Annotated in this window: 21 protein-coding genes; 11 read left to right on the plus strand and 10 right to left on the minus strand. The window is 44.0% G+C overall.

Translation table 11 applies throughout. The features are described 5' to 3' along the window. Positions 1–527: 527 nt before the first annotated feature. Positions 528–1,097, plus strand: coding sequence for a DUF3611 family protein (locus tag BJP37_RS13175; RefSeq protein WP_075899387.1), 570 nt, complete (start codon positions 528–530; stop codon positions 1,095–1,097). A 96-nt stretch (positions 1,098–1,193) separates the two neighbouring features. Here BJP37_RS13175 and BJP37_RS43535 read toward each other — a convergent pair whose 3' ends face one another. Continuing rightward, entirely contained in the window at positions 1,194–1,325 is a 132-nt protein-coding gene (locus BJP37_RS43535) for a hypothetical protein (protein WP_269086998.1), read from the minus strand. Between the two features lie 17 nt (positions 1,326–1,342). On the opposite strand from BJP37_RS43535, the gene serS reads away from it, so the two are divergent. From serS to rpsN, 4 genes are all read left to right on the plus strand, one after another. Then, positions 1,343–2,626, plus strand: coding sequence for a serine--tRNA ligase (serS, locus tag BJP37_RS13180; RefSeq protein WP_075899389.1), 1,284 nt, complete (start codon positions 1,343–1,345; stop codon positions 2,624–2,626). A gap of 90 nt (positions 2,627–2,716) precedes the next feature. Continuing rightward, the gene (rseP, locus tag BJP37_RS13185; protein ID WP_075899391.1) at positions 2,717–3,808 is read left to right on the plus strand and encodes an RIP metalloprotease RseP; all 1,092 of its coding nucleotides are present in this window, start codon (positions 2,717–2,719) and stop codon (positions 3,806–3,808) included. A gap of 452 nt (positions 3,809–4,260) precedes the next feature. Continuing rightward, positions 4,261–4,953, plus strand: coding sequence for an endonuclease III (nth, locus tag BJP37_RS13195; protein ID WP_075899393.1), 693 nt, complete (start codon positions 4,261–4,263; stop codon positions 4,951–4,953). A gap of 95 nt (positions 4,954–5,048) precedes the next feature. Further along, entirely contained in the window at positions 5,049–5,351 is a 303-nt protein-coding gene (gene rpsN / locus BJP37_RS13200; protein WP_070392828.1) for a 30S ribosomal protein S14, read from the plus strand. A gap of 241 nt (positions 5,352–5,592) precedes the next feature. On the opposite strand, the gene BJP37_RS13205 is transcribed toward rpsN, so the two are convergent. The 4 genes from BJP37_RS13205 to BJP37_RS13220 all read right to left on the minus strand — a co-directional run bounded on the left by BJP37_RS13205 (position 5,593) and on the right by BJP37_RS13220 (position 9,611). Continuing rightward, a complete protein-coding gene (locus tag BJP37_RS13205; protein ID WP_070392829.1) occupies positions 5,593–5,928 on the minus strand; it encodes a DUF8822 family protein in 336 nt (111 codons plus the stop codon). A 365-nt stretch (positions 5,929–6,293) separates the two neighbouring features. After that, positions 6,294–7,994 carry a cyclic nucleotide-binding domain-containing protein gene (locus BJP37_RS13210; RefSeq protein WP_081431168.1) on the minus strand — a complete coding sequence of 567 codons (1,701 nt, stop codon included), beginning with the start codon at positions 7,992–7,994 and terminating at the stop codon, positions 6,294–6,296. A gap of 299 nt (positions 7,995–8,293) precedes the next feature. Continuing rightward, the gene (locus tag BJP37_RS13215) at positions 8,294–8,917 is read right to left on the minus strand and encodes a Crp/Fnr family transcriptional regulator (protein WP_075899395.1); all 624 of its coding nucleotides are present in this window, start codon (positions 8,915–8,917) and stop codon (positions 8,294–8,296) included. A 142-nt stretch (positions 8,918–9,059) separates the two neighbouring features. Beyond that, a complete protein-coding gene (locus tag BJP37_RS13220; RefSeq protein WP_081431477.1) occupies positions 9,060–9,611 on the minus strand; it encodes a sterol desaturase family protein in 552 nt (183 codons plus the stop codon). 784 nt (positions 9,612–10,395) lie between these two features. On the opposite strand from BJP37_RS13220, the gene BJP37_RS13225 reads away from it, so the two are divergent. After that, positions 10,396–10,587 carry a hypothetical protein gene (locus BJP37_RS13225; RefSeq protein ID WP_075899399.1) on the plus strand — a complete coding sequence of 64 codons (192 nt, stop codon included), beginning with the start codon at positions 10,396–10,398 and terminating at the stop codon, positions 10,585–10,587. 26 nt (positions 10,588–10,613) lie between these two features. On the opposite strand, the gene BJP37_RS42480 is transcribed toward BJP37_RS13225, so the two are convergent. The 4 genes from BJP37_RS42480 to pgl form a co-directional block, all read right to left on the minus strand. Beyond that, entirely contained in the window at positions 10,614–10,949 is a 336-nt protein-coding gene (locus tag BJP37_RS42480) for a hypothetical protein (protein ID WP_229415293.1), read from the minus strand. 255 nt (positions 10,950–11,204) lie between these two features. Continuing rightward, positions 11,205–11,681, minus strand: coding sequence for an FHA domain-containing protein (locus tag BJP37_RS13235; RefSeq protein WP_229415294.1), 477 nt, complete (start codon positions 11,679–11,681; stop codon positions 11,205–11,207). Between the two features lie 405 nt (positions 11,682–12,086). Further along, positions 12,087–12,974 (minus strand): double zinc ribbon and FHA domain-containing protein, encoded by an 888-nt coding sequence (locus BJP37_RS13240; RefSeq protein WP_075899401.1) that lies wholly within the window; start codon positions 12,972–12,974, stop codon positions 12,087–12,089. A gap of 591 nt (positions 12,975–13,565) precedes the next feature. After that, entirely contained in the window at positions 13,566–14,288 is a 723-nt protein-coding gene (gene pgl / locus BJP37_RS13245; protein WP_075899403.1) for a 6-phosphogluconolactonase, read from the minus strand. Positions 14,289–14,825: 537 nt separating this feature from the next. Between pgl and BJP37_RS13250 the strand changes: the two genes are divergently transcribed. Genes BJP37_RS13250 through BJP37_RS13260 form a run of 3 tightly spaced genes read left to right on the plus strand, consistent with a single transcriptional unit; the run spans position 14,826 to position 17,911 of the window. After that, a complete protein-coding gene (locus BJP37_RS13250) occupies positions 14,826–16,082 on the plus strand; it encodes an RNA-guided endonuclease InsQ/TnpB family protein (protein WP_075899405.1) in 1,257 nt (418 codons plus the stop codon). A 58-nt stretch (positions 16,083–16,140) separates the two neighbouring features. Then, the gene (hpsJ-B, locus tag BJP37_RS13255) at positions 16,141–16,959 is read left to right on the plus strand and encodes a hormogonium polysaccharide biosynthesis protein HpsJ (protein ID WP_070392834.1); all 819 of its coding nucleotides are present in this window, start codon (positions 16,141–16,143) and stop codon (positions 16,957–16,959) included. A 52-nt stretch (positions 16,960–17,011) separates the two neighbouring features. Next, positions 17,012–17,911 (plus strand): glycosyltransferase family 2 protein, encoded by a 900-nt coding sequence (locus BJP37_RS13260; RefSeq protein WP_075906056.1) that lies wholly within the window; start codon positions 17,012–17,014, stop codon positions 17,909–17,911. Between the two features lie 1,005 nt (positions 17,912–18,916). Here the strand turns inward: BJP37_RS13260 and BJP37_RS36440 are convergent. Further along, on the minus strand, positions 18,917–19,105 hold the full coding sequence (locus tag BJP37_RS36440; protein WP_143727598.1) for a hypothetical protein: 189 nt from the start codon (positions 19,103–19,105) through the stop codon (positions 18,917–18,919). Positions 19,106–20,400: 1,295 nt separating this feature from the next. Here BJP37_RS36440 and BJP37_RS13265 point away from each other — a divergent pair. Together BJP37_RS13265 and nusB are read left to right on the plus strand one after the other, a co-directional pair. Next, a complete protein-coding gene (locus tag BJP37_RS13265; RefSeq protein ID WP_070392836.1) occupies positions 20,401–21,129 on the plus strand; it encodes a DUF502 domain-containing protein in 729 nt (242 codons plus the stop codon). Between the two features lie 40 nt (positions 21,130–21,169). Continuing rightward, positions 21,170–21,799: a transcription antitermination factor NusB gene (gene nusB / locus BJP37_RS13270; RefSeq protein WP_075899407.1), complete on the plus strand. Its 630-nt coding sequence runs from the start codon at positions 21,170–21,172 to the stop codon at positions 21,797–21,799. The last annotated feature ends 138 nt before the right edge of the window (positions 21,800–21,937 follow it).

Genomic DNA, 21,937 nt, shown 5'->3' on the forward strand with positions numbered 1-21,937 from the left:
CGAGCTAGAGAGGATGATCTCGGATGGAAGGATGGGAGGATGGAGGGATTAATATCTAAGCTAATATCCATTTCAATTTCAGATCTTGCCACTTGTGCAAAAGCGAGTCTACCATCTACCCATCCCCAATCTACCCATCCCCCGATAAACCGCCATTCACAATTTAAATCCGTTAAAGCTTAATAATTTTTGTGGGGGTTGGTGTAAGTGGGGATTGGTATAAGTGGGGGTTAGTGTAACACAAAAGTGAACTATTAATGTCGATCATCTCACATACAACCCATTCAGGCAGGTTTTGTAGAAAATTAACGGTTCCCGCAAGAAGTCTCTCAGCCATTTATCTGCGATTTAGCTAGGGATGAATTGCGAGTGTGATCAATCCTTGTCACAATAAAGTTGGTTGCTGACCCCCCCCGACCGACGACAAGGGTGTTTAGCTTCCAGCCCAAGATTAGCCCTACGTCTTTTCGCGTTGCGGAGCGCGTGGTAGGCGGTTCAAAAGTGATTACTCAAGGGACACAGCCCCCATGCGAGAAATATCTGACACTTCCATCCCACCAGCTCGTCAAAAAATTGCCCTAACGCTGCGCAGATTCGGTTGGATTTCCTTCTGGACTCAGTTAATCTTAGGGGTGATTTCTACGCTGATTTTAGTGTTTGCAGGCTTTACCCTTGCCAGCCCTCAACCTGACAATCCAGGGGGTCAAGGAATCGGCTTCGGTCTTTTTTTCGTAGTTTGTGGACTAGTGGCTTTAGGTATAGGCATTTATTTTGCCTACCGTTACACTGGAATCGCTAGTCGGCTGCTAGCTGCCAATGGGTCAGACATACCAAGCAAAGCTCAAACCCTTCAAACGATTAGGCTGGGCTTGATTGTGAGTTTAGTAGGAATGTTATTGACCATCATTGGCTCATTTGCAGTCATAGGCAGCCTTGTAGCCCTAGCTCTAGCTGAGCAACAAAATCCAGTTGGGTTGGCTTGTAATGATGTTCCACCGATAGACCTGTTTGTTGTGCAGGCAAACATCAACACTATTTTTGCTAATTTTGTTGGCATAGCCATTTCCCTGTGGCTATTTAATCGAGTCAGTCGCTAGCCAACATACCTCACACCAGCTCACCAGCTCACCAGCTCACCAGCTCACCAGCTCACCAGCCGACTCCCTACTCCCTACTCCCTACTCCCTACTCCCCTACTCCCGACTCCCGACTCCCGACTCCCGACTCCCAGGAGAAGTTAATTGCCGTTGGCAAGAAAACTGTGGCACATTGGTGAAGTTAGATCCATGTTGCTCAGATGAGTACTGATCATGCGATCGCGCCATTTTAGAAGAGAAAATCTGTGCTTGACCTAAAGCAAATTCGGGAAAATCCACAAAAGGTTCAAGAACTACTAGACCGACGTAGTGTCAATCAATATGACCTACAACCTATTCTGGAACTGAATCAGCGTCAGCGGGAGCTGGAAACATCCCGCACCCAGTTGCAGGCTCGTAGTAATGAAATTGGTAAGCTGATTGGTCAAAAAATCAAATCGGGTAGTCCTCCACAAAGCCCAGAAATTCAGTCGCTCAAGGAAGAGGGTAACCAAATCAAAACTAAGTTGAGCGAACTGGAACCCGAAGAAAAAGACCTAAAAGACCAGCTGAACACCCTCTTGCTATCCCTGCCCAACTTGCCCTGGGAATCCACACCGATTGGCAAGAGTGAAGCAGAAAATGTAGAAGTCCATCGCTGGGGTGATGAGTACATTCCCAAGGATTTCCAAATTCTCCCCCATTGGGAAATTGGCGAAAAACTCGGCATTCTTAACTTTGAGCGAGGGGTGAAAATCGCTCAGAGTCGATTTGTGACATTGATCGGGGCTGGTGCTGCTTTGGAACGAGCACTGATTAACTTCATGCTTGACCAGCAAATTGCTGCTGGCTATACCGAAGTGATGCCACCGGTACTGATCAACAGTGAATCCCTAACCGCTACCGGTCAGTTGCCCAAGTTTGCCGAGGACAGCTTCAAGTGCTCTGATGATGATTTGTGGTTAGCACCCACAGCAGAAGTGCCATTGGTGAATCTCTACCGAGATGAAATCCTCGAAGCATCCCAACTTCCCATTAATCTCTGTGCCTTCACCCCGTGTTTTCGCCGGGAAGCGGGTAGCTATGGACGGGATACCCGGGGTCTAATTCGACTACACCAGTTTAATAAAGTTGAGCTAGTGAAAATTGTTGAGCCGAGTACTTCCTCCGAAGAGCATCAGAAGCTGCTTAAGAATGCTGAGGCGATCTTGGAAACCTTGAAATTACCCTACCGGACTGTAGAACTGTGTACAGGGGATATAGGTTTCTCAGCTGCTACAACCTATGACCTAGAAGTTTGGCTGCCTTCGCAAAGGACATATCGGGAGATTTCCAGTTGCTCCAATTGCTTTGATTTCCAGGCACGGCGGGGTAGGATTCGTTTCAAAGAGTCCGGCAAAAAAGGCACTAACTTTGTTCATACTCTCAATGGCTCAGGATTGGCAGTGGGGCGTACTATGTCAGCCATTCTGGAAAATTATCAACAACCCGATGGAACGGTTAAGATACCAGAGGCTCTACAGCCTTATATGGGGCGAGATCTGTTGTAATACCATGAGCCTAGAGCCTAGAGCCTAATTGCAATGCCTATACAATAGAAAAATGAAGTTAACATTACATTAAATAAATTCTTCACTTATATGTCAATTTTGGCGGCGATTGCAGTTTTGGCAGTCTTGATTCTTGTTCACGAGCTGGGTCATTTTATGGCAGCTCGTCTGCAAGGAATCTATGCCAATCGCTTTTCTCTTGGCTTTGGTCCAATTCTATGGAAATATCAGGGTCCAGAAACTGAGTATGCAGTGCGAGCGATTCCCCTAGGGGGGTTTGTGGGTTTTCCTGATGATGACCCCGATAGCGATATTCCCCCCAATGACCCCAATTTGCTCCGCAACCGACCGATTCTAGACCGGGCAATTGTGATCAGTGCTGGTGTCATTGCTAACTTAGTCTTTGCTTACTTCCTGCTTGTGGCTCAGGTAGGAATGGTTGGCATCTCCCAATTCAACTACCAACCGGGTGTGGTAGTGCCTAAACTTGCCCCAGAAAGCAGTTTAGTGGCTACAGAAGCAGGTATCAAACCAAGAGACATAATTCTCGCCGTAGATGGTCAAGGGTTGGAAGCAAACCCGGAAGGGATTACTTTCCTGATGAAAGCGATTCAAAATCATCCCAACCAGCCCCTTCAAATGCGGATTCAGCGTCAAAAACAAACGCTACTGTTGAAGGTGATTCCGGAACTAGGGATAGATGGTAAAGGAAAAATTGGTGTACAACTCTCTCCCAATGGAGAGGAAGTGCGTAAACGTGCTGGTAGTTTGCTGGAGGTATTCAGTCGTGGTGCCGAAGAATATCAACGCATTACAGTCTTAACCCTGCAAGGCTTTGGTCAGCTATTGAGTAATTTTGGCGAAACGGCGGAACAAGTGTCAGGTCCAGTGGCAATTGTGGCGATTGGAGCCGATATTGCTCGTTCCAATGCTGTCAATCTTTTACAGTTTGCAGCTCTGATTAGTATAAATCTAGCGATTATTAATATTTTGCCCCTACCAGCCCTTGATGGTGGTCAGCTGGCTTTCTTACTGATTGAAGGACTTCGAGGTAAGCCCTTGCCCATGGAAGTACAGCAGAATATTATGCAAACTGGGCTAGTGCTGCTTCTGGGTTTAGGTGTTTTCTTGATTATTCGAGATACAGCTAACCTGGGTTGGGTACAAAACTTATTCCAGTAACCCGTGTTTGGTTGTTAAAGGTTACAGGTTAAAGGTTAAAGGTTGCAGGTTGCAGGTTACAGGTTAGAGGTTAGAGGTTACAGGTTAGAGGTTACAGGTTGCAGGTTACAGGTTACAGGTTAGAGGTTGCAGGTTAGAGGTTACAGGTTAGAGGTTACAGGTTGTAGGTTACAGGTTACAGGTTAGAGGTTGCAGGTTAGAGGTTCAAAGATTTATTGACCTAGGTTAGTTGATCCTGTGGGTTTTACTGGTATAGCTTCAGAAGAGATTTACCCTCGATCTTCTCAACATTGGCCTTGCGGCCACGCGTGCGCGTTCAACCTTCCAACCTTCTAACCTTTAACTGGCGCTTATCTAGCCAACGTTCAACCTTCCAACCTTCCAACCTTTAAACCTTCCAACCTTCCAACCTTCCAACCTTCCAACCTTCCAACCTTCTAACCTTCCAACCCATGAGTATTACCCGTAAATGGTCTGCCAAGCAGCAAAGATCCCTAGAGATTCTAATTCGCCTTAAGCGACTCTATCCGGACGCCACCTGCACACTGAATTACGAAACGCCAGTACAGTTAATGGTGGCAACCATTCTTTCAGCTCAATGCACCGATGAACGTGTGAATCAGGTAACACCAGGGTTGTTTCGCCAGTTTCCTGATGCTGTTGCGATCGCTAGTGCTGATATAGAAGTCTTGGAAACTTTAGTGCGCTCTACTGGCTTTTATCGTAATAAGGCGAAAAATATTCAAGGTGCCTGCCGCATGATTGTTAAGGAATACGGTGGTCAGGTACCGAAACAAATGGACAAACTCCTCAAGTTGCCTGGAGTGGCTCGTAAAACCGCCAATGTAGTACTTGCCCATGCCTATGGTATTAACCAGGGAGTCACGGTAGACACTCACGTCAAGCGCCTCAGTCAGCGTTTAGGATTGACAGAACACACCGATCCGATCAGGATTGAGCGAGATTTAATGGGGCTTTTGCCCCAGGAGGATTGGGAAAACTGGTCGATTCGGCTGATTTATCATGGTAGGGCAATTTGTAAAGCCCGAAAACCTGATTGTGATGCTTGTGTTTTGGCGGACTTATGTACCAGTGCCGATCTGGCTGAGGCAACGACTACTACAAACGACTACTACAACAGATAGCTGGAAAACTAACGCTACTGTAACAGCCTCTGATTAAGCTCATCGGATAAGATAAAAAGACAGTGTCTTGTTTTTAGATAGAATTTCAAGAATTAATGGCTAAAAAATCAATGATTGAGCGCGAAAAAAAGCGCAAAAAAATGGTAGAAAAGTACGCAGCTAAGCGGGAGGCGCTCAAGGAAGAGTTTCAAAATGCTGCGACTCAACGAGAAAAGTTAGAGATTCACCGGAAAATACAACAGCTCCCCCGCAACAGCGCCCCCTGCCGTGTGCGGAACCGTTGTTGGGTTACAGGGCGTCCTCGAGGTTACTACCGAGACTTTGGACTATCTCGCCATGTCTTGCGGGAATGGGCACACCAAGGTCTATTGCCAGGTGTGGTTAAATCAAGCTGGTAGGTTAACTGGTTGCAGGTTAACTGGTTGCAGGTTACAGGTTGCAGGTTAACTGGTTGCAGGTTAACTGGTTGAAGGTTTTAGGTTGTCTGACATACCCGAGTCTACCCTTAGGGTTTTCCTACTTAAGAGGAGCATAGCCACTCTGCCTTGAGCTTCAACGGGCTCTTGCATGACGCTCTGGGAACTTTCAACCTTAAAACCTTGGCCAATAGGCCACGCGTGCGCGTTCAACCTGAAACCTTTACTGCCCACAACAGCGGTCAATGCCAAGACTTTGTAAGAGTAGGTCACTGACAGCGTTAGCGATCGCAAATTCCCCGTAAAAACTTTCTCGAAAGTCAAACGACTGCATTTCTGTAACAATAGCAATCACAAGTGAACCCAAATCATTTTCTCCTTCCATCCGTTGACGGACGAAAATCTGGGCGGCGCGTTGTGCAATCGTTTGATTAATTGCTTCTGGGAGAAACTCTTGATCTAGCCATTGCGCAAGAGTTTCTCGTAACCATTCACCTTCCTGCTGAGGATTTGCAGCCGGTGGCAGAGTAATAGCTGGAATTGGTTTCGGTTTAGCCATAAATAAGGTTTGGTGACGGCTAAGCTAAATAGTTTTCTGTTGACATTTCATTCCATGATACTGTCAAGTCGCTATCGGCGTTCGCCTTTGGCGTGGCCTACGGCCAAGCCGACGCTGCTTAACGCGCTCCAATTCAAAATTAAAAATTATTAATTCAAAATGACAATCAGTGGGGGCTTGTACCCGCCACTGATTGAATAAGCCCAGAATAAAATTCAGTGGGGGCTTGTACCCAGAATTAATTAATTCAAAATTTATTCTTTTCTTTATTTTGAAGTTTGAATTTTGAATTTTGAATTACCACTAGGGGTCAATACTCTACACTCAACACTTAACACTCAACAAACTGATCCTGCTACTTGCTATTAAAGAGCAAATAGCCTCTTGACTCGCTTGCGAACCCAAACTAGAAGATTTCTGTCATCTTCTGCTGCATCCAACAACCCCATTTTCCGCATCTGTTTTTGTCGCTCAGCTAATTCTTCCTGATGCTTGCCTAATTCCTGGACAATGATCTCAGATAGATCTGGATACTCCTGCAATAGTTGTTTAAAACCTTTATTGTTAATTACAAATAATAGTGACTCTTCTAATGCTCTAACTGATGCTGTTCTTGGTACGCCTAACATTAACGAAAGTTCGCCAAAAAATTGACCTGCCTGAAGATTATTGAGAGTTTTGTTAATCCTCTCTACAAAGACTTCGACAGAACCAGCTAGGATAATATAAAAAGCATCTCCAGGGTCGCCTTCATGAAATAACATCTCTGAGGGACGTAAGCGCTTTCGGTATCCAATTTCAATTAATTGCCTTAGTTCTAATTCAGTAAAATTTTTAAAATAATCGACCTGCCGCAGTAAGTCACGTAAAGCTAAAGGTCTAGGTGTTTTAACTTTGAAGGACTGCTGAGTTGATTGTTCAATAGTTTCTTCAATAGTTTCAAGATTTTGGCGGTTAATCTCTCTCCCCATCAGGGCTTCAGGGTTGCGCAGCCAAAAATCCCTTTGAGGGAAAGGAATTGAGATTCCCTGCTGACGTAAATTATATTCAATAATAAAATTCAAAGAACTTCTTATCAAAGGTTCTTGATCAATTCGATTGACCCATACCCGAAGTTCAAAGTTTAAAGCACTATCACCAAACCCTTTAAAAAGAACTCTTGGTGTCGGATCAGATAAGACAGATGGTTCTAAATAAGCAGATTTTAACAGGACTTCTGTCACTAATACTGGATCACTATCGTAAGCGACTCCTACAGGTATGTGTATACGGGCTTTATAGCTGTCAAAAGTCCAGTTAAGCATTCGTTTTTCTACCAAATGAGAGTTAGGAACTACTACATCTCCCCCCTCCCTTGTGCGGATGATTGTAGACCGCATCGAGACTTCTTTAACATATCCGGATAACCCATCAAATTCAATAAAATCACCAACTCGTATTGTTCGTTCTAATAGTAATGTCACACCACTGATAAAGTTTTTAGTTATATCCTGTAGTCCAAAACCAATTCCAACCCCTAAGCCACCAGCAATGACCGCTAATGACCCCAATTCAAAGTTATTATTCAGAACAATTACAATGCCTAATATCCCAAATGCGTAACTTATGATTGTAGCGATGACTGCTTGATTAGCTTCATCAATCCCCATTTGGGGAAGTAGCTGTTGTTTGAGAAAGTTTTTTAGGGTACTAGCCAGAAAAATTACTATCATTAAAGATAGTACTAGTTTTATTAGAGATTTAATAGATACTTCAGTACTACCTACTTTAAAAATGGTTAAATTAATTAGGTTTAAACCACCTATATCTATATAATAGATAATATATACCAGTACAAGGAAAGTTATATAACTAATTAACTTAGAAATAAACTCTCTTTTATTTGGATCATTAACTAGCTTATTAAGGAGTTTATAATTCAGGATTTTTTTGAAATCTTGAATTATAAATTTAGTAATTAGAAATAAAAAGATTAATTGAAGTATAGTGAGAAGAGAGACAGGCATCTCTCCCAGTTTGAAGAGGGGTTCTTTTAAGAATTTTGGAACTAATTGATCAAGAGGCATAAATAACTGCTTTTCAGCTATGAATCTATATTTATACCACTTAATCTTAGTATTATTTTAGGATTCAGATCTCAGAGTTGCTATTTACCACTTTTCCATCTGGCAACTCCTAGACCAGTTAAATTCCTTGCAAGACCAAGGATGAAGCGCTTTGAGCAACACAACTATTTTTTTTTAGTCAGGCACAAGTAACAAACCTGACAACAAACCTGACAACAAAGCCTAAAAAGCCCTTGCCACACTTACGCAACCACTAATCAGTAAGCAAATCAGTACTCAGTAATAGCTTCAAGTTAGCTTCAGAGATTATTACATACTATACCATGTTTGACAATGATGTGACGGTCTCTGTCAAATGTAATCATACCACGGTTATGGAGTTCTCCTAGAGTTTTAGTCACTGTGACCCGAGAGGTGCCGATGGCATTGGCTAAATTCTGATGGGTCATGCGCACACTCAAGCGAGTTCCCTCAGCAACTGGCTCCCCCATTTCCTGTTTCAACAAGAATAATAACTGCTGCAAGCGGTCTTCAACTCGGCGCAGTCCAGCGATCGCTAAAAGTGCTTCTGTCTGTTGTATCCTGTGACCTAGTTGATTGAATAGGGTGTGAGATAGATGAGGGGACGCTTCCAATTCAATCATCGAAAACCATTGAAGATGCACTTCGGATAAAGCTTGAGCCTGATAGGTGTCTAGAGCAGCCAACCCAATCCGGAAAGAGGTATCCGGCAATGCCCAACCTAGTAGCACTTCCTCTCCATCAAGGTTAATTTTACTCAGTTGAACAATACCTTGACAGACTTGCCAGATCCCAGGTGCAACCAAAGGAATGATTTCCCCCTTTGAATACCAACGCAGCCGCTGTCGCTGTTTTTGTCCGTCTTGGGATATTCCGTGAAAGGCCTTTTGGGTTAGAGGCATTGTTTATAAGTTCTGTAGCTTCTAAAGCTCTATTAAACGCTCTTGATAATGGGTAGGCAAAATAGTTTTGGTTTACCGTTGACTGTTTACCGTCCAGGGTTGACTTTAACATTTACTTAGTAAACAGTCAACAGCCAGCATCCTAACTTGATTTCTGCCTACTTAGCTTATATTTCTTCTTAACTGACATCAAAAACCTATACCAGGCTTGTGCTGGTTGGTCGTAAAATGTGAAGATATCCCCATAAGCAACTGTGGCATCCTGATGGTGAAGCCAATGCTTTTCTGGAGTAGTAATGCACAAGAAGTTGCAAAGGCGCTCTAGGGTCTGGGGAGTTTTCCACTCCATCACAGAAACATGCCTCCAGATCACATGAAACTCACCCAACACCAGTCCCAAGATAGTTCCTAGAGGAGAAATTTGCCAGAACCAAGGCACAAACATCAAGTAAGGAAAGGCACCTGCGAAACCATCAAGGATTACCAGGGGGTTCTTAGTTAATACAGCATAGTGAATAAAGCTACGATTATTACTATGGTGTACTATGGCATGGAATTTACCAAAAATGTGCTCAGGGACATGGTACACAAAAGTAGACAGAAAATCCCCAAGTAGTAGCTGCACTAAAGCAACCAATAATATCTTAATGATGAACACATCTAACTCCTCTTCGTATGCGCTAATCTTAGTCAACAAACGTTAAGGTTTGTCAAAGAAGAGGTTAAACTTAAATTTATTATTTATTGAAGGTATGCTACTCTAGCATTTCTAAATCATTCTTGTACAAGAATCGTTATCTTATCTAATAGTTTCAATTAAGCCAATGTTTTCAACTTATGACTTATGACTTCTAGTTTTTAAACTTCATCTAAGTTGTACAACTACTGAACGACGCGCTACGCTATATAATTTGAATTGCTGAATTAATTGATCTCCTTTTCCGGTTAATCATTAATTGTAAATTTTACCTTCACAATTAACGAACTTCAATTATCATTAATCAAACCAACCGGATATAAATCTGTCTATATATGAGCTATAATTGACCATTTGTGAAGTCAAAATGCATAAGGCAAAATGCAAAATTCAAACAGGTATAGCCTTCTAATTTTGAATTGTTGACACCGGATACAAGCCCCTGAATTCATTTATGGAAAAAGACTATTGGCGTTGCATCAAAGTTTCAAGCCCCCGAATTTATTCGTGGGGTATTTTTGAATTTTTAATTTATAATTTTGAATTGGAGCGCGTTAAGCAGCGTCGGCTTGGCCGTAGGCCACTGACGCAGTAACGTTACTTTTAGTCCCGTGGCCAGCTTAAAATGGTCTAATAGAGAGTAATAGGAAAAAGGTTAAATGCTAAGAAGAGGATAATAATAATGCATCAAATTAAGCTGGCTAAGCCAGTAGGAAGCGACGCCGTGGGTTCCTACTAAATAAGCGCGTTTAGAGCCTAGTTTTGGGTAAGTTCTATTTTAATGACGAATTACCAATTATCAATTACCAATTACCAATTACCAATTACCAATTACCAATTACCAATTACCAATTACCAATTACCAATTACCAATTACCAATTACCAATTACCAATTACCAATTACCAATTACCAATTACCAATTACCAATTACCAATTACCAATTACCAATTACCAATTACCAATTACCATAAAATTTCCATCTTCCATAGCCATAATCCTAAGTTAATTTCTCCCTACTTAGCTTATATTTCTTCTTAACTGACATCAAAAACCTATACCAGGCTTGTGCTGGTTGGTCGTAAAATGTGAAGATCTCCCCATAAGCAATTGTTGCATCCTGATGATGAAGCCAATGCTTTTCTGGAGTAGTAATGCACAATAAGTTGCAAAGGCGCTCTAGGATATGGGGAGTTTTCCAATCCATCACAAAAACATGCCTCCAAATAAGATGAAGCTCACCCAAGACTAGTCCCAAGATAGTTCCTAGAGGAGAAATCTGCCAGAACCAAGGCACAAACATCAAATAAGGAAAGGTACCTGCGTGCGCGATCAAGCATTACCAGGGGGTTCTTAGTTAATAAAGCATAGTGAATGAAGCTACGATTTTTACTATGGTGTACTATGGCATGGAATTTGCCAAAAACGTGCTCAGGGACATGGTAAACAAAAGTAGACAGGAAATCCCACAGTAGTAGCTGCAGTAAACCAACTAATAATATCTTAATGATGAACACATCTAACTCTTCTTCGTATGCGCTGATCTTAGTCAACTTACCAATTAGTAATTAGCATCAATTACCATAAAAGTTCAATCTTCCATTTCAGTTGACTCAGTTTGATCGGATTGGGTGCTTTCGGCATTTATCAACGTATTATTGAATGAATTGATGTTCCGCTTTCGTTCAGAGGTACGCTTATCCAAAATTGTCTTCAGCCTTGCTGAAGGCATTTCTCCATTAACATGAATCTGAATTTTCGGACCCGAACTAGCTAGACGAATAATCATCCCATCGATAACCGGCATTTGGGTAATCCGCTTGCCATCCATGTAGGTGCCATTGGCACCTAAACTGATAATTTCCCAACCATTAGGATTTCGCCGTAGTTCTACATGGTGACGGGAAACTACAGCGCTATAGAGAATAACATTATTATCGGTTGACCGGCCAATCCGAATCACTGATTCTGTTTCAAAGGGCCAACTTTGAACAGGCACAGACTGGAGAGGATGCAGTAGGGTTAGGGTAATCGCCGGTGTCACATCTTTCAAGGATTTTGTCCTCACGGCCTGATACTGTTAACTATCCCCCACCGACACGACGTGGGATTTCCTTGCTTATACAGCCAAAACGGCTGCCAGAGTTAGTCATATCTGCTTAGATTTACAAGGACTGACATGCACCCCAATTAAGGCACACCTATATTAATATAGAATTTAATGTAAACACTATGACTATAGACGACCTTAGTAGAAGGGGCAATCTAGGAGAGTGCCACCATGGTGAATTGTTAATCTAAGGCTATCACTTAAAAGGAAGGTCTGCAATTGACTATAAGCCCTCTCTTGAAACATCCTTTAGTAAACCGCCCCGATAGTAAACTGCCCTGACCTAGCTAGCTCTTTAGGTCAGGGCTTTGTCCGAGATCAATTTTGCACAACCAGCTGTCACACCTACCTAGCACCGGAAACTCAAGAACTTTGGAACAAAAATGTCACTTTATCACCTTTCCCCAAGCTAATGCGATCGCCTGTTCTTAGTCGATGCCGATTGCCTGGTGCTAGAGACGTGTGGTTGACATAAGTGCCATTGGAGCTGCCTACATCTTCAATATAGTAGGTATCCCCCTCAACTCTGATATCGGCGTGAATGCGAGAGACAATGTCTGAGTCAGGAAAACCAGAGACATCAATATCCGGGGGAATTTTATCATTGGGCTTACCCATATGAATCACTGATATATGCTGCGGTAACTCAATTGTTGTATTGGTTTGCATATGCAACAGTTGAGCTGAGATTACCTGCAACTGAGTTTGGGCACTACCTCTATCCGGTACAGAGGGGGGTGACGGGTTCTCTAAGTCAGCTTCTGGTATTGACGGTGAGGTTACGTTTTGGCTAGATTCTTCTTGAGAAACCCCTAAATTCCCAACAGTAGGCAGCGGCAATGGCAGGGTTTCTAAGTCAAGATTCTGCGGTTGAAATGCTTCTGAGTTGAGGGCTGGATTAACGACCGTAGCTGGCATAGCGGTGGTAGATTCAGCATCATCAGAACTGATAGGATTGGATGCTGGATCGGGGACTTGAGTATTCATAGCCATCGGTATAGGTTCAACAAGTGGTTCTGGGGATACCAAGTCGGGTATCTCTGGGGTAGAGTTTGACCCTGATTTCTCCCCTTTTTCCATATTGGCACCCACATTCAAGTGAAATCCACACTGACCACAGAAGCTTGCGTCAGTCTGAACTGTTGCACCACAGTTAGGACAGCTGGTAGTGGAAGGTAAGGGAGTGTAGCAGGCTTCACATTGGGTAGCCCCTTCCGGATTTTGGTGATTGCAGTTAGGGCAAACAATCATAGAACTTTAATTTATTATTTTTAACAGCTATTATCTAGTTTCAGATAATGTGACGATCATACACTTCCCGATCGGGCAAGTGTAGGCTTAATGCACCTCTTAAGGCTACCAGAACTTCTTTAGCCTTTGGAGACGCTGCGCGAACGAGGTACTATTAGTTATAGAACTATCAATAACTGGATTTCCTCATGGCGCGTTTTCTTGCCAGGAAAACGTACTGCCCCACTTTTAATAGACTTGATTGAAGTTACTGTTTGGTTATTTTTGCTGCTATCTAATCCAGCAACCTTCTCGCTGATTAGACTACAGTAGACTTGGGCTATTTTCGGTTAAAATTGGAATTAATTCCTGTCCCGCATCCAACCACCGCTCCCCTATCTGAGGAGACCTGGGATTGGTGCGGGTTTTAGCTAGAGTGGGAGCATCGAAGGCAAAAGGCTACCAAGCAAAAGGCTACCAGGCAAGTCACCCTAATGAATTATCAAAATCCATAAAAATATAACATATATCCCCTAAAACTATAATAGTTTCTCAGTAACCGGATACAATTGTTTCGCACTTCATCGTTCACACTTGACACTTCCGCCCTTGTCAATGTTTCAAATCTTGACCTGCTGATTCATCTAGAAGCCACCAAAGTTCTCCTTGGGGCTGGATCAACCGAGCTGGATAAGTTTGTGGATCAGCTTCGGGGGCAAATATTTGAGCTAAGGCTGCTCTTTTACCAGCACCAGCAACCAGAAACATAACGCAGTTGGCATGGTTAATCAAGCTCGACGTAAAGGTGATTCGTGCTTGGCCATCTTTGTTGCCAACTGTAACCAGTCGGTCTTTTACTTGCAGAGCCTCTGTATGGGGGAATAGGGAGGCAGTATGGCCATCATCACCAATGCCTAACAAAATTACATCAAAGCCAGGAAACTCTCCTACTGGTATGCCAAAAAACTCATACAGTTGAGCTTGATGTTTATCCGCATCAGCAGCGGGGCTAGAGCCGTCGGTGGGCATCGGGTGAATGTTAGCCTCTGGTATATCGACTTTGTCTAACCAGGCCAGACGAGCCATCCTTTGATTACTATCCGGGTCATCGGGACTAACATAGCGTTCATCACCCCAAAACACATGAATGTTATTCCAGGCAAGGTCAAAGGTAGCGATCGCTTCGTATAAAGGCGCTGGGGTGCTACCGCCAGCAAGGGCAATGGTACAGCGACCGTTAGCCTCGATTGCTCCTTCGATTTTACTGAGGACAACATCAACAGCTCGCCTAATCAAAGCTTCTTTATCCGGTACAACTTCAACCACTTTGTTCATAAAACCTTTCTGCCGAGGAACACTACATCCACAAGACTACCGTTAATCAGCGATTGTGCGTACGCTTTACCTGATTAAGGCAGAATACCAGAAATTATCCTAACACCTTGATTAGTGGTTAATGGTTAATGGCCTGCGGCTCGTAACGCTCACCTAAAAGGTAGAGCGCGGGATTTCCCATCTAAAACGTAACACCAGCAACGGATGTTGGAGTTAGGATTATCGATTGCCATAGGTTAATATGGGCAAAGCGCCATGGTTGGCTCTCCTGCTGTTCTATTTTTCAACTTTACTGAGTACCCCAAAAACTACTCTAAAAACTAGTAAGCCAGTAAGTTTAGGAAGGATTACTCAGTAAATTCCCCAAGTCGATGATTAACTTTTGAGGGGTTCGGGGAGCGATAAGTCCCGCGCTGTATGCGTAGCATCAGCGTCGGGATACATGGACTCCCCTTGAAAGGTCTTATCCCCTCGATGGGGATAAGACCAGCATTTACCATTAGCTCTGGCTTATGGCAAACTAGAGTCATGCTGAGGATGAACTACACCTACCGAATCTATCCAGACTCCACTCAGCAGACTGAACTGCTGGAATGGCTTGAGATATGCAGAGGCATATACAACTATGCATTGCGCGAACTCAAAGACTGGATTGCTTCGCGTAAGTGCATGACAGATAGGTGCTCCCTACAAAAGGAATACATCATTGCGGCTGATCAACCCTTTCCGTCCTATCATCGCCAGCAAAATAACTTGCCCAAGGCCAAGAAACAATTCCCCCACTTGAGCAAGGTGCATTCTCAAGTGCTGCAAACTACGATTCGTAGACTGCACGACACCTGGGATTCATTTCAAAAGCGTGGGTATGGATTCCCACGATTCAAAAAGTTGGGTCAATTCAAGTCCTTTGTGTTTCCTCAATTCAAGAACAATCCTCTCAACGGCTTCACCATCAAGTTGCCGAAGATTGGCTTGGTTCCCATCAACTTGCATCGACCGATTCCTGATCGATTCAAGATCAAGCAAGTTCGGGTCTTGTCTAAAGTGCGAGGCACACAATGGTATGTGGTTGTCACGATCGAATCTGATGTTTCGGTTCCGGATGCTCCGCTTCACGGTCGTGCTATTGGAATTGATCTCGGATTGGAGAGATTCTTGACCGCTTCCGATGGCAGCTTCCAGCAACGTCCTAAGTTTTTTAAGTCCATGCAACGCAAGCTGAAATCGCTGCAACGCAGAGTGGCTAGAAAACAAAAGCGTTCTCAAAATTGGGAGAAGGCGCAAATTCAAGTGGCGAGAATACACCATCGCATTGCCAATCGTCGCAAAGACTTTCACCTGAAAACGGCTCATCAGCTTTGTGAGCAAGCCCAAACCATCTTTGCAGAAGACCTCAACCCTAAAGGCCTCACTAGAGGGATGTTGCGTAAAGATTGCGTTGATGCTGCCTTTGGGCAATTCTTGTCTTTGACTGAATGGGTCTGCTGGAAGCGTGGGGTATACTTTGCCAAAGTCAACCCCAACGGCACTAGCCAGACCTGCCCCAAGTGCCTGGGCACTGTGCCCAAGGGACTGGAAGTTAGAGAGCATCATTGCCCTGATTGTGGATATCGAACCCATCGGGATCATGCTGCGGCAGAAATGGTTTTGCATCATGGATTAGAGCCAATAGTCGCCCAGGGACTCTGGGGAATGGAAACAGCCTGTCAAGTCGGTCTGTCGGGGGTCGATGACCTAGATAAGTGGCGTGGGGCAGGAATATCCAATCGTGAGGTTGGGAAGCCCGGGCTGTAGCCGTAGGGTCAGCGTCGGGAGGATGTCACGTTAATCTAATAATCGCGCTTCATAGCCCATGAATACTAATTCTGTTTATTCCTCGTTTACTGCTCTGACTCTTAAGGTTGTCGGGCTGATAATGATCGTTTCTTCCCTTTTGGATTACATCATTTTGGCAATTCCCCCACAGGGAGCTAACCTGTTAAAGCCAGAGTGGCAGTTGAACTTTGCTACCCAAGTTGTTGACCGAGGTATTATCCCTATGGTCGGCATTGGGTTTTTATTTGCTGGATATTGGATTGCTCAAAGTGCTGCTACCGCTACTACAGAGCCAAAATCTTCGGTTCAAGATCTCCGATTTTGGGTGCTGTGTCTCTCTAGTTTTCTAGGGTTGGTCTTTCTGCTAATGGTACCCCTGCATCTCAATAACCTTCGTTTGCAAAGTTCCCAGGCTCTAGAACAAATTAACCAAAGAGCTAAGAGCGCCGAAGTTCAACTGGAAAACCGCACTCAGCAAGTCACTGAACTTCTCAAAAGTCCTCAAGGTATAGCCCAGGTAGAAAAGAGACTCGCCGATTTAGACGCAGCCATTAAAAGTGGTAGGATTCCAGCACAACAGCTTGAGCAAGCCAAAGCTCAGGCTAACAGAGTTAGACAACAATTGCAGGCAATTAAGGAAAACCCTGATGTCCTCAATCAAGAAGTAGAGCAGAATATTAACCAAATCCGTAGTCAGAAACTTCAACTAGAGAAACGAGCCACCACAGAAGCTTTCAAACTGGGCATTAAAACGGGTTTGAGTAGCTTACTCCTAGCAATTGGCTATATTGCCATTGGCTGGACAGGATTGCGAGGGTTGGGAAGTACACCAGTAACCCGTCGTGGGCAAGCTTAGTAGGGTGGAGACTTTTAACCCTGACCAGATTTTTGATAATGATCCGCTTGACATGTTCTCTATCTATATCCTGACCTACAACGAAGACCTAGATATTGCTGCTTGTATCGAGTCAGCCCTACTCTCCGACGATGTGATTATCGTAGATTCAATCAGTAGCGATCGCACTGTAGAAATTGCTAATCAGTATCCGGTGCGAGTTGTGCAGCACGCCTTTGAAAGTCACGGACGCCAGCGCACCTGGATGCTAAAGGAAGTGCCCACCAAGTACGAATGGGTCTATATCCTTGAAGCTGATGAACGCATGACCCCTGAGTTATTTTCCGAATGCCAGGGAGCAATACAACGACAGGAGCATGTGGCTTATTACGTTGCAGAGCGGGTCATGTTCATGAATCGCTGGATTCGCTACTCTACTCAGTATCCCCGTTACCAACTACGGCTGTTTCGTAAGGAAAAGGTTTGGTTTGATGATTATGGTCATACGGAACGGGAAGTATGTGATGGACCGACTGGTTTCATAAAAGAAACATATCCTCACTACACCAACAGTAAGGGATTTACCCGCTGGATTGATAAACACAATCGCTACTCTACCGACGAAGCCCTCGAAACTTTGCGCCAGTTGGAGCAAGGAACTGTTGAGTGGCGAGACCTATTTTTTGGGCGTTCGGAAGTAGAAAGACGCCGTGCCCTGAAAAATTTGTCCTTACGCTTGCCCTGGCGACCTGTATTGCGTTTTCTATACATGTACTTCCTACTCGGAGGCTTCTTGGATGGTCAAGCCGGGTTTACCTGGTGTACCTTACAAGCATTTTATGAGTATCTGATATTGCTCAAAGTTTGGGAACTTAAGCATCCCATTCCGCCTCCGAGTAGCCATGTCATGCCCTCAACTTCCCCAGTATCAAAAGACTCTGATGCTACCCAGGTCACTTCATCATCATCCTAGTAGTATTTCGGTCAGATTACGGTAGAATCAAATAGATTACTATACCATTGGCTAACTAACTGAATTGGCTAACTAACCGATAAATCAAACATTTCATAGTAAAACTGGGTAGCAGGAAACCCCGCATCTAATGACCAGGGAGGACTTCGACCTAGCAGCAATAACCAGCTTTTGGCGCGAATCTAGGTTAAAATACAGAAGACGCAACAACCATTAAAGGAAAGGTGAAACTCCTGGTAGAGGGAAGTTTTGGTCAAAAGGTAGCTACCATAATTTATTACCAAAAGATTTGGGTAATCGCGCCCCTAGAGACGCGCGCCTTAGAGAGGGGAGCCTTTAAGGTGGGTCGGTCTCGCGCAAAAAGGTTAAAACTTGATAATTAAGGCGACCCTCTCTTACGGTAACTTTAAATCCTTCGTTGGCCTTTGGCCACGCTACGCGAACGACGGCTTTTCCGTCGGATGTGATAGAATAAAAGCATAAGCAATAAACAAGCATGTCAGATAGGTACTATCTAATCATAAGTAGACAACGTAAAAAATATGTATGAGATACGTATTGCGTAATTTGGTCTGACGACTACAACGTCTATGAAAAACTTAGATAAAAAAGTATAAAGGTGCCCTTGACCTATTAAGAATTAAATTCGCCACGGGTCGCACCTCTGTCTATTCATATAAAAAAGGTACGGTGGGGTTAGAAGTTACCGTAAGAAGAGGGTCGCCTTTATAGTTAGTCGGCGCTTGTGTAAAAAGTTTTAACCTTTCTTGATGCAGTCGCTCATGGGGGAAACCCCCTTTGGCCGACTGCATCGCTTTTGATTAAGGCGACCCTGTCTTCATGCAAAGCGCGAGTGGGGGAAACCACGGCAAAGCGCGAGTGGGGGGAACCCCCTTTGGCGGCGCTGCCTCCCCAAGACCGCGCTGCATCGCTCTGATAAGGCGCGCGTTTCCGGCACACCGAAACCTAGATCTAGGATCAATCACGCTTGGGGAGATTTGTCCTCTACTTTTTCTGACTCCGGTTTGAAAGAGCCACGACGAGTCGTAGAGCCAAGAATCCCCGCTCCTTACTGGCAGTGCCAGAGGCTACGCGAACAGGACGGGGAGTGTCAATCCAATCGGTGCCTCTACAAGCAAAAGCCGTTGTTGTGAGGGAATCAAGAACTTCGGGGAAGCCGACGCTACCAAACACAAAATTCTACTCAATGGCATTTTGCCGGACATGGTAGAGGCAATTAGCACCGCCTTGATCACTACCTTGAGGACTACCGAGAAATTGGTAGTTGCCCACCAGTAATGCTATCCATGATTATCTCCTCTAAGCAATCCCCGCGTCTAATCACCGCAGAGTGTCAATTACGATTCTCTATCTTTGTTAATCTATCTCTGGTAATATGTAATCTCTGGTAATATGTAAAGAATAATACCAATTGATCTGGTCAAAGGGAAAAAGCTGGTCTGATCTTAGTTCATGCCAGTAATAACTCTATAGCTAGTGCTCGATAAAATATAGTCATGGGTATAACGCGCCAAAGGCCATCATCTTGTCCAGCATTAACTAGCGCTAGACTTAGGAAGTGGTCTTTTAGATTGAGGCAAACGGGCTACCGTTTTGTGGCAGTATCTAGAAACTAGATTTGGAGTATCTAAAGCCATCTCCCAACTCTAGAATGAAAAGGGAAAACAGGTGTAATTCCACTGTTAAAACTTCCCTTTACAAGGAGAATGTTAGCCATGGGTCGCAATTCCCAAGGTTTGCTATTGGTATCAGTTAATGGGTGCAGCGTAGGTTATTCCTATGATATAGCTTCCCATGGGGTAAAGCAACCACACTTTCCTACCACTCCACCTCCTTTAAAATTAGTGTCTATTGGCGTAGAATAGCTGAGTTCGACATAACCAACTATGCTTCGATTGAGCAGTATAAAGTCAGGAGCTTCGAGTCAGACTAATTGATGGTCAAGGAATTTTTCCCTTGAAATCCTCGTTCAAAACCAACAATCGTTCTTTCTAGTCCCACTAACATAGCTGAATTATTATGATGACAACTGAATTCTGTATCCTGTCTCCTTTTCATAGGCGAGTAAATTGATTAGAACGAACTGAGGTATACTAGTCTATAACGGCTAGATCCACCTTGGCATTTTTTCAACCACTCGAAAAAAAAGTGGCTATAACAAGGTCAGCTATCAGCTATAAGCTAATGCGCTACTTGAGATGCTACTTGAGGTGCTATCAGCCAAAAGGCCTGTAGCAAAGCTACCGGAACAGTTTATGCCCATAGCGCACTCTACACCGAACAGCTTTTGAATAAAATAAGCTGACGGCTGATCAATAAAATAAGCTGACGGCTGTTCGCCCAGCGTGAGCTAAAAGCTCACGGCTGACAGCTGAATGCTTACATAAAAAGTTGGGAGAGTAGTAGGGAATTGAAGTGGCTAGTAAAAAAAAATTTTATTCAGTTATTAAAAGGAGAATCTGTGCTCTGTGTTCGAGGGCTTGAAGCAGGATCTAAAAAATGACCTAATTGCAGGAATTCTAGTGGTAATTCCCCTGGCTACCACAATCTGGTTGACGATTACAATCGCTAACTGGGTGATAAATTTTTTAACTAGAATTCCCAAACAAATTAACCCTTTTGATAATCTCCACCCCATCTTAGTAAATCTGATAAATTTAGCAGTGGGACTGACAGTCCCACTACTATTTATTATGCTGATTGGCTTAATGGCACGCAACATTGTTGGACGGTGGTTGCTCGATTTGGGTGAGAAACTATTGCAGGCGATTCCCTTAGCTGGCTCAGTATACAAAACCCTTAAACAGATTTTGGAAACCCTTTTTCAGGATTCTAAAACTAAGTTTAGCCGGGTGATTTTGGTAGAGTATCCTCGCCAAGGAGTCTGGGCGATCGCGTTCGTAACCGGTGTTGTCAGTACACAACTCCAATCCCACATGAATCACCCGATGTTGAGCGTTTTTATACCTACTACTCCTAATCCCACCAGTGGCTGGTATGCTATGGTTCCTGAACAGGACGTGATTAATCTTTCGATGTCCATCGAAGATGCCTTTAAAGTATTGCTCTCAGGTGGAATTGTTAGCCCAGATAACCCGGGAATCCCAATTAACCTACAGCAGCCTCCTGAAAAGCAACCATTGGAAGAACCATTGCCTGAGATGATACAGCAGGTTTTGCCAACAGAAGACGCTTAATCGTTTTGGGTAAAAGGACAAAATTAACTAAGGACAAACAATGCAACCTCGCAGAATTGCCCGTGAACTGGCTCTTTTGAGCATCTCTCAGATGCCCAACTCACCAGAGCGGTTGGATACACAACAACTGAATAATCTGGTGCTGGCGGCTGTTCGTACCCTGACTGGAGAAATTCAAGAGGCTTTAGAAACGGCGGCGGCTGAACTGAAACGGGGTAGCGATCGCATTCTCGACAGTGAAACTCGTGCTACTGATGTACGTAGTGCTAGAGCAATGGTAAAAGATGCAATTGAGTTAACTGAAAAAGCGATCAATCACTTGGGAAGCGCGGTAGAGATTCCCGAAATTGTCCAGTTGTCTAATACGGTTGAAGTCCGTAGCTATACCCTAGAAATTCTCAAAGCTGTCAGTCGTAGACAGCTTGAGATTGATCAGATGTTGAACCAAGCCCTTAAAGATTGGCAACTGAAGCGCTTACCTCGTATTGACCGGGATATTCTGCGCATGGCTGTGGCGGAAATTTCGTTTTTAGGTATCCCAGACCGAGTCGCAATTAATGAAGCAGTGGAACTGGCTAAACGCTACAGTGATGAAGAGGGACACCGTTTTATTAATGGTGTCTTGCGTCGTGCCAATGAGTTAATTAAAACTCAAGCTCTAACACAATAGCGGAGGGAGTAGGGAGTAGCTCACAGGGGTAGGTTTTTTACATTTGGGTCGGGAGTCGGGAATCGGGAGTCGGGAATCGGGAGTCGGGAATCGGGAAAAGCGGGAAATGGGGAGAATTATCCCGGAAACTAGTGTGTA

Origin of the sequence: Moorena bouillonii PNG (assembly GCF_001942495.1) — a bacterium.
Lineage (GTDB): Bacteria > Cyanobacteriota > Cyanobacteriia > Cyanobacteriales > Coleofasciculaceae > Moorena > Moorena bouillonii.

Bases quoted from the DNA above. Each gene is read 5' to 3' on its own strand.
- BJP37_RS13175 (WP_075899387.1), top strand. From the start codon at position 528: ATGCGAGAAATATCTGACACTTCCATCCCACCAGCTCGTCAAAAAATT.
- BJP37_RS43535 (WP_269086998.1), bottom strand. From the start codon at position 1,325: ATGGCGCGATCGCATGATCAGTACTCATCTGAGCAACATGGATCTAAC.
- rseP (WP_075899391.1), top strand. From the start codon at position 2,717: ATGTCAATTTTGGCGGCGATTGCAGTTTTGGCAGTCTTGATTCTTGTT.
- nth (WP_075899393.1), top strand. From the start codon at position 4,261: ATGAGTATTACCCGTAAATGGTCTGCCAAGCAGCAAAGATCCCTAGAG.
- rpsN (WP_070392828.1), top strand. From the start codon at position 5,049: ATGGCTAAAAAATCAATGATTGAGCGCGAAAAAAAGCGCAAAAAAATG.
- BJP37_RS13205 (WP_070392829.1), bottom strand. From the start codon at position 5,928: ATGGCTAAACCGAAACCAATTCCAGCTATTACTCTGCCACCGGCTGCA.
- BJP37_RS13210 (WP_081431168.1), bottom strand. From the start codon at position 7,994: ATGCCTCTTGATCAATTAGTTCCAAAATTCTTAAAAGAACCCCTCTTC.
- BJP37_RS13215 (WP_075899395.1), bottom strand. From the start codon at position 8,917: ATGCCTCTAACCCAAAAGGCCTTTCACGGAATATCCCAAGACGGACAA.
- BJP37_RS13225 (WP_075899399.1), top strand. From the start codon at position 10,396: ATGACGAATTACCAATTATCAATTACCAATTACCAATTACCAATTACC.
- BJP37_RS13240 (WP_075899401.1), bottom strand. From the start codon at position 12,974: ATGATTGTTTGCCCTAACTGCAATCACCAAAATCCGGAAGGGGCTACC.
- pgl (WP_075899403.1), bottom strand. From the start codon at position 14,288: ATGAACAAAGTGGTTGAAGTTGTACCGGATAAAGAAGCTTTGATTAGG.
- BJP37_RS13250 (WP_075899405.1), top strand. From the start codon at position 14,826: ATGAACTACACCTACCGAATCTATCCAGACTCCACTCAGCAGACTGAA.
- hpsJ-B (WP_070392834.1), top strand. From the start codon at position 16,141: ATGAATACTAATTCTGTTTATTCCTCGTTTACTGCTCTGACTCTTAAG.
- BJP37_RS13260 (WP_075906056.1), top strand. From the start codon at position 17,012: ATGTTCTCTATCTATATCCTGACCTACAACGAAGACCTAGATATTGCT.
- nusB (WP_075899407.1), top strand. From the start codon at position 21,170: ATGCAACCTCGCAGAATTGCCCGTGAACTGGCTCTTTTGAGCATCTCT.